Source organism: Rhodococcus sp. WWJCD1 (assembly GCF_002258735.1).
GTDB lineage: Bacteria > Actinomycetota > Actinomycetes > Mycobacteriales > Mycobacteriaceae > Rhodococcoides.
On record NZ_NOXY01000028.1, the window covers coordinates 150,098 to 166,079 of the forward strand.

The following is a 15,982-nucleotide window of genomic DNA, read 5'->3' on the forward strand; positions in this document are numbered from 1 at the left end:
TTGACGCGAACCAAGTTTTTCAAACAGCAGTGATGTGGAAATTTCAGTCGGAGTCCTCGGCGATCTCGGGCGCATTCTCACGTGTCGCCATCCCGCCGCCGCCCCCGCCGTCCACGGGTCCGGGTCGCCCACCCTTCGGCGAATCCGACGTGGTCGATTCCTTGTTGTCGGTCGGTGTCTCGTCGCCGGCGTTCTCTGTGCGTCCCATGGTTCGACAGTAGACCGGGAATTCGACCGTGGGACCATGGAACGATGGATCGATCACCGGCGCAGCACGTGGTGCTGCTCGACGACGAAGGCCGCGCCGTCGGCACACAGGACAAGACGACCGTGCACACGCTGCAGACGCCGCTGCATCTGGCGTTCTCCAGCTATGTGGTCGGATCGGACGGTGCGGTACTGCTCACGCGGCGAGCGTCGAGCAAGACGACCTGGCCCGGCGTGCTGACCAACACGTGTTGTGGTCACCCTGCCCCCGGAGAAGACCTCGCCGATGCGGTGCTGCGCCGGATCGGCGAAGAGTTGGGGCTCCGCGCAAGCTCGGCCGAACTGGTTCTCCCGCACTTTCGATACCGGGCCGTCATGGACAACGGCATCGTGGAGAACGAGATCTGTCCCGTGTACCGCGTGCGGGTGGACGAGAGCGCGACGCTCGACCCCGACCCACTCGAGGTGGACGAGACCCGGTGGGTGTCGTGGTCGGAATTCTCTGCCGGCGTGCTCGACGGAACCGTCGACGTATCACCCTGGTGTCGAACGCAGGTGGAACAATTGACGATTCTTGCCGACGACCCGCTCGGCTGGCCGGTTGCCGCCGACGACCTGCTTCCGCCCGCCGCCCGCCGACATCGCCCGCCGACATCGCCGGGGCTCTAGTGTTCGTGCTGTGAGTGACGATACTTCCGCGGAGTCGGCCGAGGACCTGCTCGATCGGCATTCCGTTGCGCGCGAACTCGCACGTTTCACCTACCGCGCCGCCGAAGCCGACGGCCTGCGCGCCGCTGCGGTGGCCGTCGCTCTCGGCGGAGCGCCGGGGGACCGGCGCATGCTGCTGACGAAGCGGCCGAGTCGATTGCGCGCGCACCCGGGCCAATACGCCCTGCCGGGCGGCGGCGTGGATCCAGGTGAATCCGCCATGCAGGCGTGCTTACGGGAATTGCACGAGGAGTTGGGGATCAGTGCTGGGTCGGCCGACGTGCTCGGCAGGTTGGACGACTACGTCACCCGATCCGGCTACGTCATCACCCCGTTCGTCGTGTGGGTGGGTGACTACTCGTCCACGTTGCGTCCCAACGAGGACGAGGTATCCGAGGTGTTCGAGGTGACCGTCGACGAACTCGACGTCGATGCGCAGTTCGTATCGATTCCCGAATCGTCCCGCCCGGTGATTCGATGGCCGTACCGAACCGGAGCCATCCATGCTCCGACCGGCGCGATCGTCCATCAATTTCGCGAGGTGGCGATGCACGGTCGACACACCAGAGTCGCGGACTTCGAGCAGCCCGTGTTCGCGTGGCGCTAACGTGGCCGAAGGCTCGGACCGAACGCACGACGAGCAGAAACGACAGGAGGTGATCGTCGGTGACGGACAACCGTGAGCTCGAGGTATCCGATCGCATTGCGACCGTTCCGAACCTGCTCAGCGCCATCCGGCTCGCCGGCGTTCCGCTGTTCCTGTATCTCCTGCTCGGCCCGGAAGCTGACGGGTGGGCACTGGTCATTCTGCTCGTCAGCGGCGGAACCGATTGGCTGGACGGCAAACTCGCTCGCATGCTCGGACAGGCATCGAAGTTGGGTGCCGTACTCGATCCGTTGGTCGACCGGCTGTACGTCGTCAGTACCCTCGTCGCCTTCGTTCTGCGCGGCATCATTCCGTGGTGGGTGGCAGCGATACTGATCGGGCGAGATGCCGTGCTGGGATTGACGATGTTCGTCTACCGACGTCGATCTCTACCTCCTCCGGACGTCATCTACCTCGGGAAGGCCGCTACCTTCGTCGTCATGATCGCGCTACCGGTGCTGCTGGTCTCCGCAGGCACCAGTTCGGTAGCCGACGCGGCAGGGCCACTCGGGTACGCCCTGCTCATCTGGGGCACCGCGCTGTACACCTGGACCGGTCTGCTGTATCTCGGTAAGGCTATCGCGGTCGCCAGGGCGGTCGATCCGACCGTGGCCGGCACCTGACGGTGGAGCCTGCGGAACGACCGGGGGCAGGAGTGGAGCCGGCGGAACGACCCGGGGCTCGGGTCAGGAGGAATCCTGTCCCGTCGTTGCTGACCTCGTTGCTGACCGACCACCTCGATCCGGGATACGCAGCCGCGGCAGCCGAACGCACAGCGCAGCACACACGTAAGCCGCGAGTACCTGCTGCCTTGTGGTTGCTGACCGGTGCTGTCGTGGTGGGTCTGATATTCGGTGTCGCTCTCTCCCAGTTGGCATCCGGTGCTGCCGCGGTCGATCGCGCAGGTGCCGATGCGTCGGCAGCCGTCCGAGCCGCCCAGGGCCGAAGCGCCGACCTGGAATCGACGAGAGACGAACTGGCCGAGCAGGTGTCGACCGAACGCGATCGAGCCCTGCAGTCCGACGCCGCGGGCAGTGCACTGCTGGACCGATTGAGTGCGGTCGAATCCGCGGCGGGTATCGACACGGTCTCGGGTCCGGGACTGTCCGTGGTCGTCACGGAGCCCACTGGTGCGAGCGGTTCGTCGGCTCGCACGGGTTCGGGCGCTGCGGTGCTCGATCGAGATATCGCCGCAATTGTCAACTCGCTGTGGGCCAGCGGTGCCGAGGCGGTGTCCGTGGACGGCGTTCGAGTCGGCCCGAACGTGACCATCAGGCAGGCCGGAGGGGCCATGTTGCTCGACAACCGCCCGATCGACTCGCCCTATGACATTCACGCGATCGGACCCCCGCAACGTATCCAAGTCCAATTCGTCGTCAGCGACGCGTATCTCCGAATGAGCACTGTTGCGCAGTTGTACGGCGTCGGGTTCTCGGTGCGCCCTGCCGATGATCTCGAACTCGGTCCAGCCGCTGTGAGAGAGTCGTTCGAGGCAGAGGAGGCAGGCCCACGATGATGGAGCACGACCCGACGAAGGCCGTACCGGTCGAGCAGGACGGAGAGGCAACAGGTGCCGACACAACCGTGGACACCCCGATCACCACCACTCACGGGGCATACGCCGTGGCCGCTCTCGCTGCCCTGATCGCTGGAGTGGTCATCGGCACGGTTGCCGGACCGCAGGTGCCTGCAGTCGTCGCGCCCTATCTGCCGATCGCCGTCGTCGCTGCGATCGATGCGGTATTCGGTGGTCTGCGTGCGTTTCTCGACGGAATCTTCGACGCCAAGGTATTCGTCGTCTCGTTCGTCTTCAACGTCCTCGTCGCCGCCCTGATCGTGTGGCTCGGTGATCAGCTCGGTGTGGGAACCCAGCTGTCCACTGCCATCGTCGTCGTTCTGGGAATTCGTATCTTCGGCAATGCGGCGGCTCTGCGCCGCCGTCTGTTCGGTGCGTAGGAGATGACGGCACGAACCGGGCGGCACGGCTGGCGCGCCCGTGCCCTCGATACAGATCGACGCAGGCGCGGAACGGCGTTCGGCATTCTTGCGCTCGCCCTGTTGTGCGTTCTCGGAATCGGTATCGCCACGCAGGTGCGAGAGACGAGTACCTCCGACAATCTGGACAATTCCCGGCCGGAGGACCTGTTGGTCGTGTTGGACACCCTCACCCGGCGCGAGGCGTCGATTCGCGACGAGATCAGCACACTGCAGGCCACGTTGGCGACTCTGCGCCAGTCCGGCTCGGGATCGGAGGCGGCAGTGGCAGAGGCGCAGGAACGATTGTCCGCGTTGTCGATTCAAGTCGGTACGGTTGCGGCCCAGGGCCCGGGCGTGACCGTGGTCGTCGACGACCCGAATTCGGGCGTCGGGTCCGAGGTGTTGCTCGACGCCATGCAGGAGTTGCGTGCCGCCGGTGCCGAGGCACTCCAGATCGAGGGTGGCGGTAGTGCCGTCCGCATCGGCGTCGATTCGTGGATCGCGGGGCCCGCCGGTCGGGTGGTGGTCGACGGCCGCGAACTGCGAGCCCCGTACACGTTCACGGCAATCGGAGACTCGCCCACGCTGGCGTCGGCGCTGAACATCCCCGGGGGCGTGGTGGACACCGTCACTCGCAACGGGGCGTCCTCGAACATCACGCAGTCGGACCAGGTCACGGTCTCCGCCTTGCGGGATCCGCGCCCGCGTCAATACGCTCAGCCAGGTAACTGACTGCCCGACCGCCCGGGCCACGATCGAAGGGAATGCCGCGTTGAGCGACATCGACACACCAGCTGATCTGTACTACACGCCCGAGCACGAGTGGGTGCAGCGCACGGGCCCGGCGGCAGTGCGAATCGGTATCACCGATTTCGCGCAGTCTCAGCTGGGGGACGTGGTGTTCGTTCAGCTTCCGGCTGTCGGCGACACCGTCACCGCGGGTGAGTCTCTCGGAGAAGTCGAGTCGACCAAGAGTGTGTCCGACGTGTTCAGCCCGCTGACCGCGAAAGTGATTGGTGTGAACCAGGATTTGGACGGCGAACCGGAGAAGGTGAATTCGGGACCGTACACCGGGGGCTGGCTGATCGATCTGGAGGTTTCGTCGCCGGAGGAGTTGGACGCGGCACTGGCGCAGATGCTCGACGCTGCCGGATATGCTCTCATCACGGCCGAGTGATCGGCCGGCTGTCGACACCTGCCAACCGGCCACACGGTCCACACTGCGCAGGGTACGGTCGACACCGAGCGAATACCCTGTCGGGGCGAAGGTCCAGCAAGCTGTACAGGCGTAAATAGAACCAGGCGCAACGCAATACCAGATGTGAAGACCATGTACTGCGTTACCCGCGGCGTTTACTGCCCGGGTGAACGGACTGAGAAGGAGTAACGGTGAGCCAGAACGACAACGACAGCAACTACGGGGAGTCGCCGGCGGAGACCACCTCGGTCTTCCGCGCAGATTTCCTCCAGGAGCTGGACAACTCCGCGGCCGCCCAGAGCACCGAAGCTCCGGTCTCGGGCGTCGAGGGGCTGCCTGTCGGTGCCGCTCTGCTCGTCGTCAAGCGCGGCCCCAATGCCGGATCGCGGTTTCTGCTCGACCAGCCGACCACCTCCGCCGGACGGCATCCCGACAGCGACATCTTCCTGGACGACGTCACCGTCAGTCGTCGGCATGCCGAGTTCCGGCAGGACGAGGACGACTTCCAGGTCGTCGACGTCGGCAGCCTCAACGGCACCTACGTCAATCGGGAGCCGGTCGACTCCGCAGTTCTGGCCAACGGCGACGAGGTGCAGATCGGTAAGTTCCGGTTGGTGTTCCTGACCGGACCGCGGGGCGGCAACGGATCTCAGGTCGGCGACGCGTCTGCGGGTGCAGGAAGCCAGTGACCGCCGTCGGGCAGCAGTCCAACGGGGGGATGTCGATTGGCTCCGTCCTCGATCGACTTCGGCCCGACTTTCCGGATGTGACGATCTCGAAGATCAGATTTCTCGAAGCCGAGGGTCTGATCTCTCCGGAACGTACGCCGTCGGGATACCGACGGTTTTCCATTGCAGACTGCGAACGGCTCCGATTCGTTCTGACCGCCCAGCGTGACCAGTACCTGCCGCTCAAGGTGATCAAGGAGCAACTCGAAGCTATCGATCACGGTGTTGCGACTGTCGAGCGAGCCGACGCATCGGTCAAACGGCCGCGGTCTCTGACGCTCGCCGCGGGCGAGGTGTCGCCCGAGGAGTTCTTGCCGGACCGAGAGGTGCGGATCAGCAAAGCAGATCTTCTGGCGCAGGCCGGTATCGACGATGCGTTCCTGACCGAGTTGCTGCGGAGCGGGTTGATCACTCCCGGGCAGGCCGGTTTCTACGACGACGGTGCCGTGACGCTTGCACGCACGGCACACGCGATGTTGCAGTTCGGTCTCGAAGTGCGTCATCTCCGTGCCTTCAAACTCGCGGCGGACCGCGAGGCCGGTCTGGTTGCACAGATTGCCGGACCGGTCGCCAAGGGCCGCGACGCCGGTGCGCGTGATCGCGCGGAAGAAATGATTCGAGAGCTCGCGGCGTTGTCGTTGACGTTGCACACCTGTTTGGTCAAAGCGGCGGTGCGCGGTGCACTCGACCGGTAACGCTCGCTCGCGTCGGTTCGACTTCCAATAGACTCGGCTGCGACGAGCTGAACGAACGAAGTGCAGCCCGGATTTCTCGAGGTGAGAGGCAGACACGATGAGTGAGATGCGTGTGGTCGGTATTCGTGTCGAACAGCCGCAGAATCAGCCCGTGCTGCTGCTGCGTGAGGCCGATGGTGACCGGTACCTGCCGATCTGGATCGGTCAAACCGAGGCTGCTGCAATAGCTTTGGAGCAACAAGGTGTCCAGCCTGCCCGACCGCTCACCCACGATCTCGTCAAGAACCTGATCTCGGCATTGGGTCGCGAGCTCAAGGAGGTGCGGATCGTGGACCTTCAGGAGGGCACCTTCTACGCCGATCTCGTGTTCGACAAAGATGTCCGAGTTTCTGCTCGTCCGTCGGATTCTGTCGCCATTGCACTGCGAGCCGGGGTGCCGATCTTTGCCGAGGAACCTGTGTTGGCCGAGGCCGGCCTGATCATGCCCGACGAGCGTGAGGACGAGGTCGAGAAGTTCAAGGAGTTCCTCGAATCGGTGTCGCCGGACGACTTCAAGGCCACCGACGGGTAACAGAAGAGTCTCAACCTCAACTTTAGGTTCAGGTTTACGGCGCGTTGCGTTGAATCTGCGCGGTTGCCCCCATAACGTTCGTGCCAGTGAAGTTCATCGCCGCCGCTGGTCGGATTCGGTGCAGTTTCGCGCCTCTCGCAGACCTGGCGAGGCGTACTCTGGCCTGGTACACGGTATGACTTCACGCGAGTACACCGAGGCGTTCAGGTGCCCCGGACGGATCGCAGTACTGACTCGATCCGAACGCAGTGAGACATCCGAGAGGGAGCAGTCAGTGGGAGATCAGCCGCAGCAGCATCACGGCAGTCGAGAGTCCGAAGCCGCAGGCCGGACCGAGGACGCGTCCGTCTCCGATGCTCGGGTCGACACCCCCGACCAGGCGTCGAACGGCCGGGTCGAGACACCTCAGGACATCCAGCCGGGATTGTTCCCCGATGATTCGGTGCCGGACGAGCTCGTGGGTTACCGAGTGCCCAGTGCCTGCCAGATCGCCGGCATCACCTACCGTCAGCTCGACTACTGGGCCCGCACCGGGTTGGTCGTCCCGTCCATTCGCGGCGCAGCAGGCTCAGGCAGTCAGCGGCTGTACTCGTTCAAGGACATGCTGGTTCTCAAGATCGTCAAGCGGCTGCTCGATACCGGTATCTCGTTGCAGAACATCCGCGTCGCCGTCGATCACCTACGCCAGCGCGGGGTGGGCGACCTCGCCAACATCACCCTGTTCTCGGACGGCACGACCGTGTACGAGTGCACGTCCGCCGAAGAGGTGGTCGACCTACTGCAGGGCGGTCAGGGCGTGTTCGGTATCGCCGTGAACGGCGCGATGCGCGAGCTCACCGGCACCATCGCCGACTTCCCGGCCGAACGAGCCGATGGCGGTGAAAGCCAGCCGAGTCCCGAAGACGAGCTGGCCTCACGCCGCAAGAATCGCGCGAGCCGCAAGACCGGCTAGACTTTCCTCGTCGCGCCCGTGCGGGAGAGTTCCGAGGCAGCCAGTCTCGGACGCCGAAGGAGCAATACCTCCCCGTCAATCTCTCAGGCACACGGACCGTGTGGGCTTCGACAACTCTGGAAAGTGGTGGGAGTACCCACCCGCCCAAGGGGAAAGGTGCCGGCGCAGTCGACATGACGCGCCGTGTCCGACCGAATCTCTCAGGCGCACGCGTCAGCGGGCACACGACAGAGGGGGAGGAGCGGCCGGCGCGTATGCGTCGGTCGTCCGACGCCTCGTCTTTCCGGCACCTGGGAGAACATCGTGACCGACCGAACTGCCTCGTCCGCACACACTTTCGTCGATCGACACATCGGGCCCGACGCGACCGAACTGGTTCGCATCCTCCACACCATCGGCGTCGACAACCTGGACGAGCTGGCCAGTAAAGCAGTGCCGTCCTCGATCCTCGACACCGTGGTCGACGGCGTGCCCGACGGATTGGCGACGCTCCCGCCGGCTCTGAGTGAGCACGAGGTACTGGCTGCGTTGGCCGACCTCGCCGGGCAGAATACCGTCGCGACGTCCATGATCGGCCTGGGTTACTACGACACACTCACTCCACCGGTGCTGACCCGAGGGATCTTGGAGAACCCGGCCTGGTACACCGCGTACACGCCGTACCAACCCGAAATCAGCCAGGGTCGGCTCGAGGCGTTGCTGAACTTCCAGACCATGGTCTCCGATCTCACGGGCATGGATGTGGCCAATGCGTCGATGCTCGACGAGTCCACTGCCGCAGCCGAATCCATGACTCTGATGCGACGCGCGAACAGAGCGTCGAAGTCGCCTCGGCTGCTCGTCGATTCCGACATCTTCCCGCAGACGGCCGCCGTTCTCGCCACTCGTGCAGAGCCGCTGGGCATCGAGGTGGTGTACGCCGATCTGGCCGACGGCCTGCCGGACGGAGAGTTCTTCGGGGTGTTGACCCAGCTACCCGGTGCGTCCGGCCGACTGGTCGACCACACGGCCACCATCGAGGCCGCACACCAGCGGGGTGCGTTGGTTGCCGTCGGCGTGGACCTGCTGGCGGCCACCGTGGTGACTCCGCCCGGTGAGATCGGCGCGGACGTCTGCTTCGGCACCACCCAGAGGTTCGGGGTTCCGATGGGATACGGCGGGCCGCACGCCGGGTACCTGGCGGTGCGTTCCGGTCATTCCCGTCAGCTCCCCGGACGACTCGTCGGGGTTTCGCTCGACGCGGACGGCCACCGGGCCTACCGATTGGCGCTGCAGACCCGTGAGCAACACATCCGCCGCGAGAAGGCGACGTCGAACATCTGTACCGCTCAGGTCCTGCTGGCCATCGTTGCCGCAATGTACGCCAGTTACCACGGCGCAGACGGGTTGCGCGCCATAGCAACCCGGGTCAACATGCACGCTCGATCCCTGGCCGCCGGCCTGCAGGAGGCAGGCGTCGAGGTGGTGCACACCGACTTCTTCGATACCGTCCTCGTAGCGGTTCCCGGTCGGGCGAAGGCCGTCACCGACGATGCCAAGCAGCGCGGAATCAATGTCCGACTGGTCGATGCCGATCACGTCGCAGTCGCGTGCGACGAGGCGACGTCGTCCGACACGATCGTGAACGTGCTCGCTGCGTTCGGTGCCGAGCCCGCCGGCTCCGGTGCCGAGGCGGTGCCGGCGAACATGGCTCGCACGTCGGAGTACCTCACGCATCCGGCTTTCACTCGCTACCGCACCGAGACGGCGATGCTCCGTTACCTGCGCGCACTGTCCGACAAGGACATTGCTCTCGACCGAAGCATGATCCCGCTGGGTTCGTGCACGATGAAGTTGAACGCTACCGCGGAGATGGAATCGATCACCTGGCCGCAGTTCGCCCGCCAGCACCCCTTCGCTCCGTCTTCGGACGTGCCCGGCCTGCTGCGCGTGATCGACGACCTCGAACGGTGGCTCGTCGACATCACGGGCTACGACGCAGTGAGTCTGCAGCCGAACGCGGGAAGTCAGGGCGAGTACGCGGGGCTACTGGCCATTCGTCGATACCACCTCGCCAACGGCGACGCCGAGCGTGTCGTGTGTCTGATCCCGTCGAGCGCCCACGGCACCAACGCGGCGTCGGCAGTGATGGTGGGCATGCGTGTTGTGGTCGTTGCCTGCCGCCCGAACGGCGACGTCGATGTCGACGACCTGCGTGCCAAGATCGCCGAGCACGCCGACACGCTCGCCGCGATCATGATCACGTACCCCTCCACACACGGCGTCTACGAACACGAGATCTCCGAGATCTGTGCGGCGGTGCACGACGCGGGTGGTCAGGTGTACGTCGACGGTGCCAACCTCAACGCCCTTGTCGGACTCGCGCGCCCCGGCCGATTCGGTGGCGACGTCAGTCACCTGAACCTGCACAAGACGTTCTGCATCCCACACGGTGGCGGCGGGCCAGGAGTGGGACCCATCGGTGTTCGGTCGCACCTGCAGCCCCACCTGCCGGGCCATCCGTTTGCCCCGCAGCTCGGTTCGGGACCGACGGTGTCCGGAGCCCCGTACGGCAGCGCTTCTATCCTGACGATCACATGGGCGTACATCGCGATGATGGGCGCGACGGGACTCCGGCAGGCGACGTTGACGGCGATCGCGTCGGCCAATTACATCGCTCGCCGCCTCGACGAGTACTTCCCGGTGCTCTACACCGGTGACAACGGCATGGTCGCCCACGAGTGCATTCTCGATCTGCGGGGTCTGACGAAGGACACCGGCGTCACCGTCGACGATGTGGCGAAGAGACTGGCGGACTACGGATTCCACGCGCCGACGATGAGCTTCCCGGTTCCCGGAACCCTGATGGTGGAGCCCACCGAGAGCGAGAACCTCGAGGAGATCGATGCGTTCTGCGATGCGATGATCGCAATCAGAGGCGAGATCGATCGCGTTGGATCCGGCGAATGGACCGTGGACGACAACCCGCTTCGGGGAGCGCCCCACACTGCCCAGTGTCTGGTAGTGGACTGGGATCACCCGTATTCACGGGAGCTGGCGGCCTACCCTGCCGGTTACGACCGTCCGAAGGTGTGGCCGGCGGTGCGGCGCATCGACGGCGCACACGGCGACCGCAATTTGGTGTGCTCGTGCCCGCCGATCGAGGCGTTCGCCTGAGCCGAGTACGGAGCCCGCCACATCGACGTGGCGGGCTCTGTCGTATTCGCGTCGGAGGCCTCAGCCCCGCGTGAGTTCGAGCATCGCGATCTCGGGCGGGGCGGCCACCCGCACCGGTGGACCCCACGCGCCCGCACCGCGGGTGGTGTACAGCGTGGTGTTGCCGATCGTGTCCAGCCCTTCGACACTGGGCTGCTGCAGCGGCACCAGATAGCGGATCGGCCAGATCTGGCCACCGTGCGTGTGCCCGGACACCTGCATGTCGACTCCGAAGTCCGATGCCTCCAACGCCTGCTTCGGCTGATGTGCCATCAGTAGTACGAATCTATCGGGATCGATCCCGTCCAATGCCGCAGCGAGATCGGGTTCGTACGGAGCCGGTGCGGTGGCGTCGTTGATGCCGGCGATATCGATTGCAGCGTCGTCACGAGTGATCGTCGTGCGTTCGTTTCGCAGTACGTCGATGCCGAGCGTGGACCAGAAGTCGAGCCATTCGCCGCCGTCGCCCGCGTAGAACTCGTGATTGCCGCTGACGGCGAACACTCCCAGCGGCGCTTCGAGGTCGCGTAGCGGCTCGAGATCTTCTCCCACCAAAGCAACCGTGCCGTCGATGAGATCGCCGTCGAGCAGCACGACATCGGGATTCTGGGCGTTGACCGAATCGACGACCTGGCGCACGAAGTCCGCACCGCGGGACGGCCCGGCATGGATGTCGGACACCAACGCCACTCGTACCCCGTCGAATTCGGCCGGTAGCCTGTCCATCTCGACAGTAGTGTTCGTCACGCGCGGAGTCGCAGCCTCGACGAGTCCGTACCCCACTGCGGCAATGCTGACGAGCGCAGTGATCGCCGAGCCGACCCTCGACACCCGCAACCGCGCAGCGGCCGAATCGCGGCGCATCACCGCGAAGACAACTCGAACGACGGTGCAGACGAGCCCGACTAGCACCGTTCCGAGGAACAGGTACAGCACAACGGCGAGCCAGGTGAGTCCGACGAACGCCGGACCACGAGCCCAGGATGGATCGAACACGACACCGCTGCCGAACCCGATCAGCGCGCACAGCCACAGAAGTAGCAACACCACATCCGCCGGCCGCTTCAGCCGAGTCGGCGCTCCGGTGACGGACAAGAATCGCCAATGGAGAAAGAGGGTGACGAGTAGCAGGAAGACGCCGACAAAAATTACACGAGACATGTTCTAGTACAGCAACTTTCCGAGTCGATCGATGAGGTCTGGTGAATCCGATGTCGACACTGCTTCCACAGTTCCGCCGGTCCGGGCGGCAATGTCGTCGAACGAGGAGGCATCGGAGTTGTCTCCGATACGCACGATGTTCACCGCCACCGGACGCGCCGGATCGGCCGCGGCGGTCAGGTCGGTGAGCAGTTCCTCCGTGGACAAGGACGAGTCGTCCGGTCCGTCGGTGATCAGCACGACGGAATTGACGCGGCCGGGAACGTAGCCGGCCACGGCGTCGACATATGCGACCAGTACGGACGCATACGTGAACGATCCGGTTGCCGGGGTCAACGCGGCTGCGGTGGAATCGAGTGCAGCGCGTCTGGGGGTGGTTCCGACCGGAACCGTCATCGGTCCGGTCGGAACGTCCACTCGGAAAGGCAGCGAGTTGTTCAGATTTTCGCTGAAGCTCCACAGACCAAGCTCGGTGGCGTCGGGCACACGCTCGAACTGCTCGCCCAGGGCGCGAACGGTGTTCTGCAATCTTGTCGCGCCGCCTTCTGCCGTACCCATCGACTCGGACACGTCGAGCAGAACGGTGGCGCGTCGCGGCAGGACGGGATTGCGCAGCACGGCGAGCAGTGCGTCGGCAACCGGTCCCGACGGTGGGGCGACGACCCCGGCGGACTCGATTTCGTCGACGTCGAACCCGGCATCTCGGAGTGTCTGCGCGCCGTCTGCCTGACGGACGAACTCGACGAATGTCGCAGCGGCTCGGGTGGACGTCTCGTCGCCGGTGAGGACGACGGCTGGATGATCGGCGACAGGCGTCGGACCCTGCGGTCTGACCGCGGTCAATGTCGACGAATCGGTCGACGCCAGTTGCTGTTCGGTCACCGGAACTGCATGAACAGGGGCCTGCGGGCCCGCTGCGTTCTCGAGGCCGGCCAGGGCGTCGTACGTCGTCGACGTGGACAGCGCGGCGGTGTTCGTATCGGTGAAGGCCAGCTCCGACATCGCCGAAATCAGCTCTCTCGACGAGACCTGCTCGACGGTCAGCGGCGTCGTCTCGTCGCCACGTACGCCGGCTGCGATCGCAGCCACCGCGAGAGTTGTTGCACCGGTGTCGGAACCCGTCGGGACAGCGAGACGGAGCCCGCCCCATTCACCCAATCCGAGAGCCTGTGGGTCGCGTTGCAGCCGGACCAGGTCGGCCCAGCTCGAGCCCGCAGCGGTGACGGCGTCGGCGACGGCGGCCGGTGCCGCGAGTACCACCGGGCTCGACGCCAGCGACCGCGGAGTGCCGTCGACGGATCCGCGTGCGGTCACGGCCTCGACGTCGGCCGTGGACTGAGGTATCCACAGGCCCGGTCGGTCGCCGAGCGCACCGGCATCCCACGAGTCGATACCGGAGTTCAGAGCGGACCGCACCACGTCCGAGGACGTGGCTCGAACCTGCACTGTCACACAGTGATCCCGCACCACCGGAGCGGTGTCGTTGAACCGCTCGGCCAACTGTTCGACAGGACCGGATATGTCGGGATCGGCGGCCACAGTGAGCACCGCCGACCCCTCCACACACTGGCTCGCAGCTTCGACCCCTTGATCGGAAATCCGATCTCGCAGCTGAAACCAACCGAACACGGCCGCAACGATCAACGCGATCGCGATCACGACGATCACGGGTCCCGCGGCTATGGACCGCCCGCGCCCTGTGTTCCGATGTTCACCCACGAGCTCGACAAGTCCGTCAGGCGTTGACGGCCTTGTACTCCCGTCGGCGGCGGTGCAGGATCGGCTCGGTGTAGCCGTTGGGCTGGCTCGTGCCCTGGAAGATCAGGTCGCTGGCGGCCTGAAATGCGATGTTCGAGTCGAAGTCGGGAGCCAACGGCTTGTACGTCGGATCCGATTCGTTCTGACGGTCCACCACCGGGGCCATCCGCTTCAGCGACTCGCGCACCTGCTCTTCGGTAACGATGCCGTGCCGCAGCCAGTTGGCGATGAACTGGCTCGAAATGCGAAGCGTCGCACGGTCTTCCATGAGTGCGATGTCGTTGATGTCGGGAACCTTGGAGCACCCGACGCCGTGATCGATCCACCGCACGACGTAGCCCAGGATCGACTGCGAGTTGTTGTCGAGTTCGTTCTGCTTCTCCTCGTCGGTCCAGTCCGTGGACGGTGCGAGAGGAATTTCGAGAATATCGTCGACCGTGGCGCGCTTGGCCTGAGCGATCTCGTGCTGACGGGCGAACACATCGACCTTGTGGTAGTGCAAAGCGTGCAGGGTCGCTGCGGTGGGGGAGGGAACCCACGCCGTATTGGCACCGGCCTTGGGGTGGCCGATCTTCTGCTCGAGCATGTCGTGCATCAGATCGGGCATGGCCCACATGCCCTTACCGATCTGGGCCTTGCCTTCGAGGCCAGCAGCCAGGCCGGTGTCGACGTTGAAGTCCTCGTAGGCGGCAATCCACTTCTCGCCCTTCATCGCTCCCTTGCGGACGACAGGTCCTGCTTCCATCGAGGTATGGATCTCGTCGCCGGTGCGGTCGAGGAAGCCGGTATTGATGAACACGACCCGCTCGGAGGCGGCCTGGATGCACGCCTTGAGGTTGACCGTCGTGCGGCGTTCCTCGTCCATGATGCCGACCTTGAGCGTGTTGTCAGGCAGTCCCAGAACCTCCTCCACACGGCCGAACAGCTCCGCGGTGAAGGCGACCTCGTCCGGTCCGTGCATCTTCGGCTTCACGATGTACAGCGAACCCGTGCGCGAGTTGGACAGGACGTTGTCCGCGGTCAGCGAATGCAGACCCGCGAGCGAGGTGAACAGCGCGTCGAGAATGCCCTCGGGGACCTCGTTGCCGTCGGCGTCGAGGATCGCGTCGGAGGTCATCAGATGACCGACGTTGCGGACGAACAACAGCGAGCGTCCGTGCAGCGTCAGTTCGGAACCGTCGACCGAGGTGTAGGTGCGGTCCTTGTTCAGCGCGCGAGTGAATGTCTTGCCGCCCTTGGAGACCTCTTCGGTGAGATCGCCCTTCATCAGTCCGAGCCAGTTGCGGTAACCAAGAACCTTGTCGTCGGCGTCGACTGCGGCGACCGAATCCTCGAAGTCCATGATCGTGGTGACCGCCGACTCGAGGAGCACGTCCTTGACGCCCGCTCCGTCGGTCTTGCCGATCGGGCTCTCGGGGTCGATCTGGATCTCGAAATGCAATCCGTTGTGCACGAACAGAATTGCGGTCGGCGCGTCGGGTGTGCCCTGGTATCCCAGCAGCTGTGCCGGCTCCTTCAGACCCACTGTGCTGCCATCGGCAAGCGTCACCGTCAACGAGGCGGCGTCGACGACGTAGCCGGTGGTGCCGACGTGCGAGCCGGAGCTCAACGGTAGCGCCTCGTCCAGGAAGTCACGAGCGAAGGCGATGACCTTGTCGCCGCGAACCTTGTTGTAGCTCGATCCCTTCTCGGCACCGTCTGCCTCGGGAATGGCATCGGTTCCGTAGAGGGCGTCGTAGAGCGATCCCCATCGCGCGTTGGACGCGTTGATCGCGAACCGGGCATTGAGCACCGGCACCACGAGCTGGGGACCGGCTGTGGTGGTGATCTCGGTGTCCACACCAGCCGTGGTGATCTGGAAGTCCGCCGGCTCGTCCAACAGGTAGCCGATCTCTTTCAGAAAGGCCTTGTATGCGGCGCGGTCGTAGTTCGGACCCGCATGCTCGCCGTGCCAGGCGTCGACCTTGCCCTGGATCTCGTCGCGAACGGCCAGCAGAGACTTGTTCTTGGGAGCGAGATCGGCGATCACCGACGCGGCACCGGACCAGAAGGCGTCGGAATCTACATCGGTACCCGGCAGCGCCTCCTTCTCGACGAAATCGAATAGGACCTTGGCGACCTGAAGTCCACCAGCCTGCACACGATCGGTCATGAATTCCTCACTCTTTCCGGTCTCGGACACCGAA

The 15,982-nt window shown here is 64.9% G+C and carries 16 protein-coding genes and 1 riboswitch; of the genes, 12 read left to right on the forward strand and 4 right to left on the reverse strand.

The genetic code is table 11. The annotated features are described in order from the left end of the window. Positions 1-43 precede the first annotated feature (43 nt). Positions 44-208, reverse strand: a complete 165-nt coding sequence (locus CH286_RS27905; RefSeq protein WP_165430220.1) for a hypothetical protein — start codon at positions 206-208, stop codon at positions 44-46. Between the two features lie 44 nt (positions 209-252). Here CH286_RS27905 and idi point away from each other — a divergent pair, with 44 nt between their 5' ends. The 12 genes from idi to gcvP all read left to right on the forward strand — a co-directional run bounded on the left by idi (position 253) and on the right by gcvP (position 10,838). After that, on the forward strand, positions 253-876 hold the full coding sequence (idi, locus tag CH286_RS21340) for an isopentenyl-diphosphate Delta-isomerase (RefSeq protein ID WP_032403482.1): 624 nt from the start codon (positions 253-255) through the stop codon (positions 874-876). A 10-nt stretch (positions 877-886) separates the two neighbouring features. Further along, on the forward strand, positions 887-1,522 hold the full coding sequence (locus CH286_RS21345) for an NUDIX hydrolase (RefSeq protein ID WP_094610331.1): 636 nt from the start codon (positions 887-889) through the stop codon (positions 1,520-1,522). A gap of 59 nt (positions 1,523-1,581) precedes the next feature. Beyond that, positions 1,582-2,184, forward strand: a complete 603-nt coding sequence (locus CH286_RS21350) for a CDP-alcohol phosphatidyltransferase family protein (protein ID WP_032403481.1) — start codon at positions 1,582-1,584, stop codon at positions 2,182-2,184. An 86-nt stretch (positions 2,185-2,270) separates the two neighbouring features. Beyond that, positions 2,271-3,077 (forward strand): DUF881 domain-containing protein, encoded by an 807-nt coding sequence (locus CH286_RS21355; protein ID WP_255182733.1) that lies wholly within the window; start codon positions 2,271-2,273, stop codon positions 3,075-3,077. After that, positions 3,077-3,517 carry a small basic family protein gene (locus CH286_RS21360; RefSeq protein ID WP_371828271.1) on the forward strand — a complete coding sequence of 147 codons (441 nt, stop codon included), beginning with the start codon at positions 3,077-3,079 and terminating at the stop codon, positions 3,515-3,517. Before CH286_RS21355 ends, CH286_RS21360 begins: the two co-directional genes overlap by 1 nt. 3 nt (positions 3,518-3,520) lie before the next feature. After that, positions 3,521-4,270, forward strand: a complete 750-nt coding sequence (locus tag CH286_RS21365; protein ID WP_094610332.1) for a DUF881 domain-containing protein — start codon at positions 3,521-3,523, stop codon at positions 4,268-4,270. 40 nt (positions 4,271-4,310) lie between these two features. Then, positions 4,311-4,715: a glycine cleavage system protein GcvH gene (gene gcvH / locus CH286_RS21370; protein WP_032377956.1), complete on the forward strand. Its 405-nt coding sequence runs from the start codon at positions 4,311-4,313 to the stop codon at positions 4,713-4,715. A gap of 212 nt (positions 4,716-4,927) precedes the next feature. Further along, positions 4,928-5,425, forward strand: coding sequence for an oxoglutarate dehydrogenase inhibitor Odhl (gene odhI / locus CH286_RS21375; RefSeq protein WP_032377955.1), 498 nt, complete (start codon positions 4,928-4,930; stop codon positions 5,423-5,425). Then, entirely contained in the window at positions 5,422-6,159 is a 738-nt protein-coding gene (gene ftsR / locus CH286_RS21380; protein ID WP_032377954.1) for a transcriptional regulator FtsR, read from the forward strand. Before odhI ends, ftsR begins: the two co-directional genes overlap by 4 nt. Before the next feature lie 97 nt (positions 6,160-6,256). Beyond that, positions 6,257-6,730 (forward strand): bifunctional nuclease family protein, encoded by a 474-nt coding sequence (locus tag CH286_RS21385; RefSeq protein ID WP_032377953.1) that lies wholly within the window; start codon positions 6,257-6,259, stop codon positions 6,728-6,730. A 412-nt stretch (positions 6,731-7,142) separates the two neighbouring features. Continuing rightward, positions 7,143-7,682: a MerR family transcriptional regulator gene (locus tag CH286_RS21390; protein WP_157226114.1), complete on the forward strand. Its 540-nt coding sequence runs from the start codon at positions 7,143-7,145 to the stop codon at positions 7,680-7,682. A gap of 11 nt (positions 7,683-7,693) precedes the next feature. Next, positions 7,694-7,791, forward strand: a riboswitch (glycine riboswitch). 194 nt (positions 7,792-7,985) lie between these two features. Beyond that, positions 7,986-10,838 carry an aminomethyl-transferring glycine dehydrogenase gene (gene gcvP, locus CH286_RS21395; RefSeq protein ID WP_094610334.1) on the forward strand — a complete coding sequence of 951 codons (2,853 nt, stop codon included), beginning with the start codon at positions 7,986-7,988 and terminating at the stop codon, positions 10,836-10,838. Between the two features lie 60 nt (positions 10,839-10,898). On the opposite strand, the gene CH286_RS21400 is transcribed toward gcvP, so the two are convergent. The 3 genes from CH286_RS21400 to CH286_RS21410 form a co-directional block, all read right to left on the reverse strand. Continuing rightward, a complete protein-coding gene (locus CH286_RS21400) occupies positions 10,899-12,038 on the reverse strand; it encodes a metallophosphoesterase (RefSeq protein ID WP_037150351.1) in 1,140 nt (379 codons plus the stop codon). Between the two features lie 3 nt (positions 12,039-12,041). Continuing rightward, positions 12,042-13,706 carry a substrate-binding domain-containing protein gene (locus CH286_RS21405; RefSeq protein WP_255182734.1) on the reverse strand — a complete coding sequence of 555 codons (1,665 nt, stop codon included), beginning with the start codon at positions 13,704-13,706 and terminating at the stop codon, positions 12,042-12,044. Between the two features lie 67 nt (positions 13,707-13,773). Further along, positions 13,774-15,948 carry a malate synthase G gene (locus CH286_RS21410; protein ID WP_094610412.1) on the reverse strand — a complete coding sequence of 725 codons (2,175 nt, stop codon included), beginning with the start codon at positions 15,946-15,948 and terminating at the stop codon, positions 13,774-13,776. Positions 15,949-15,982: the final 34 nt, after the last annotated feature.

Coding starts and splice junctions, on each gene's coding strand:
- CH286_RS27905 (WP_165430220.1), bottom strand. CDS start 208: ATGGGACGCACAGAGAACGCCGGCGACGAGACACCGACCGACAACAAG.
- idi (WP_032403482.1), top strand. CDS start 253: ATGGATCGATCACCGGCGCAGCACGTGGTGCTGCTCGACGACGAAGGC.
- CH286_RS21360 (WP_371828271.1), top strand. CDS start 3,077: ATGGAGCACGACCCGACGAAGGCCGTACCGGTCGAGCAGGACGGAGAG.
- CH286_RS21365 (WP_094610332.1), top strand. CDS start 3,521: ATGACGGCACGAACCGGGCGGCACGGCTGGCGCGCCCGTGCCCTCGAT.
- CH286_RS21385 (WP_032377953.1), top strand. CDS start 6,257: ATGAGTGAGATGCGTGTGGTCGGTATTCGTGTCGAACAGCCGCAGAAT.
- CH286_RS21400 (WP_037150351.1), bottom strand. CDS start 12,038: ATGTCTCGTGTAATTTTTGTCGGCGTCTTCCTGCTACTCGTCACCCTC.
- CH286_RS21410 (WP_094610412.1), bottom strand. CDS start 15,948: ATGACCGATCGTGTGCAGGCTGGTGGACTTCAGGTCGCCAAGGTCCTA.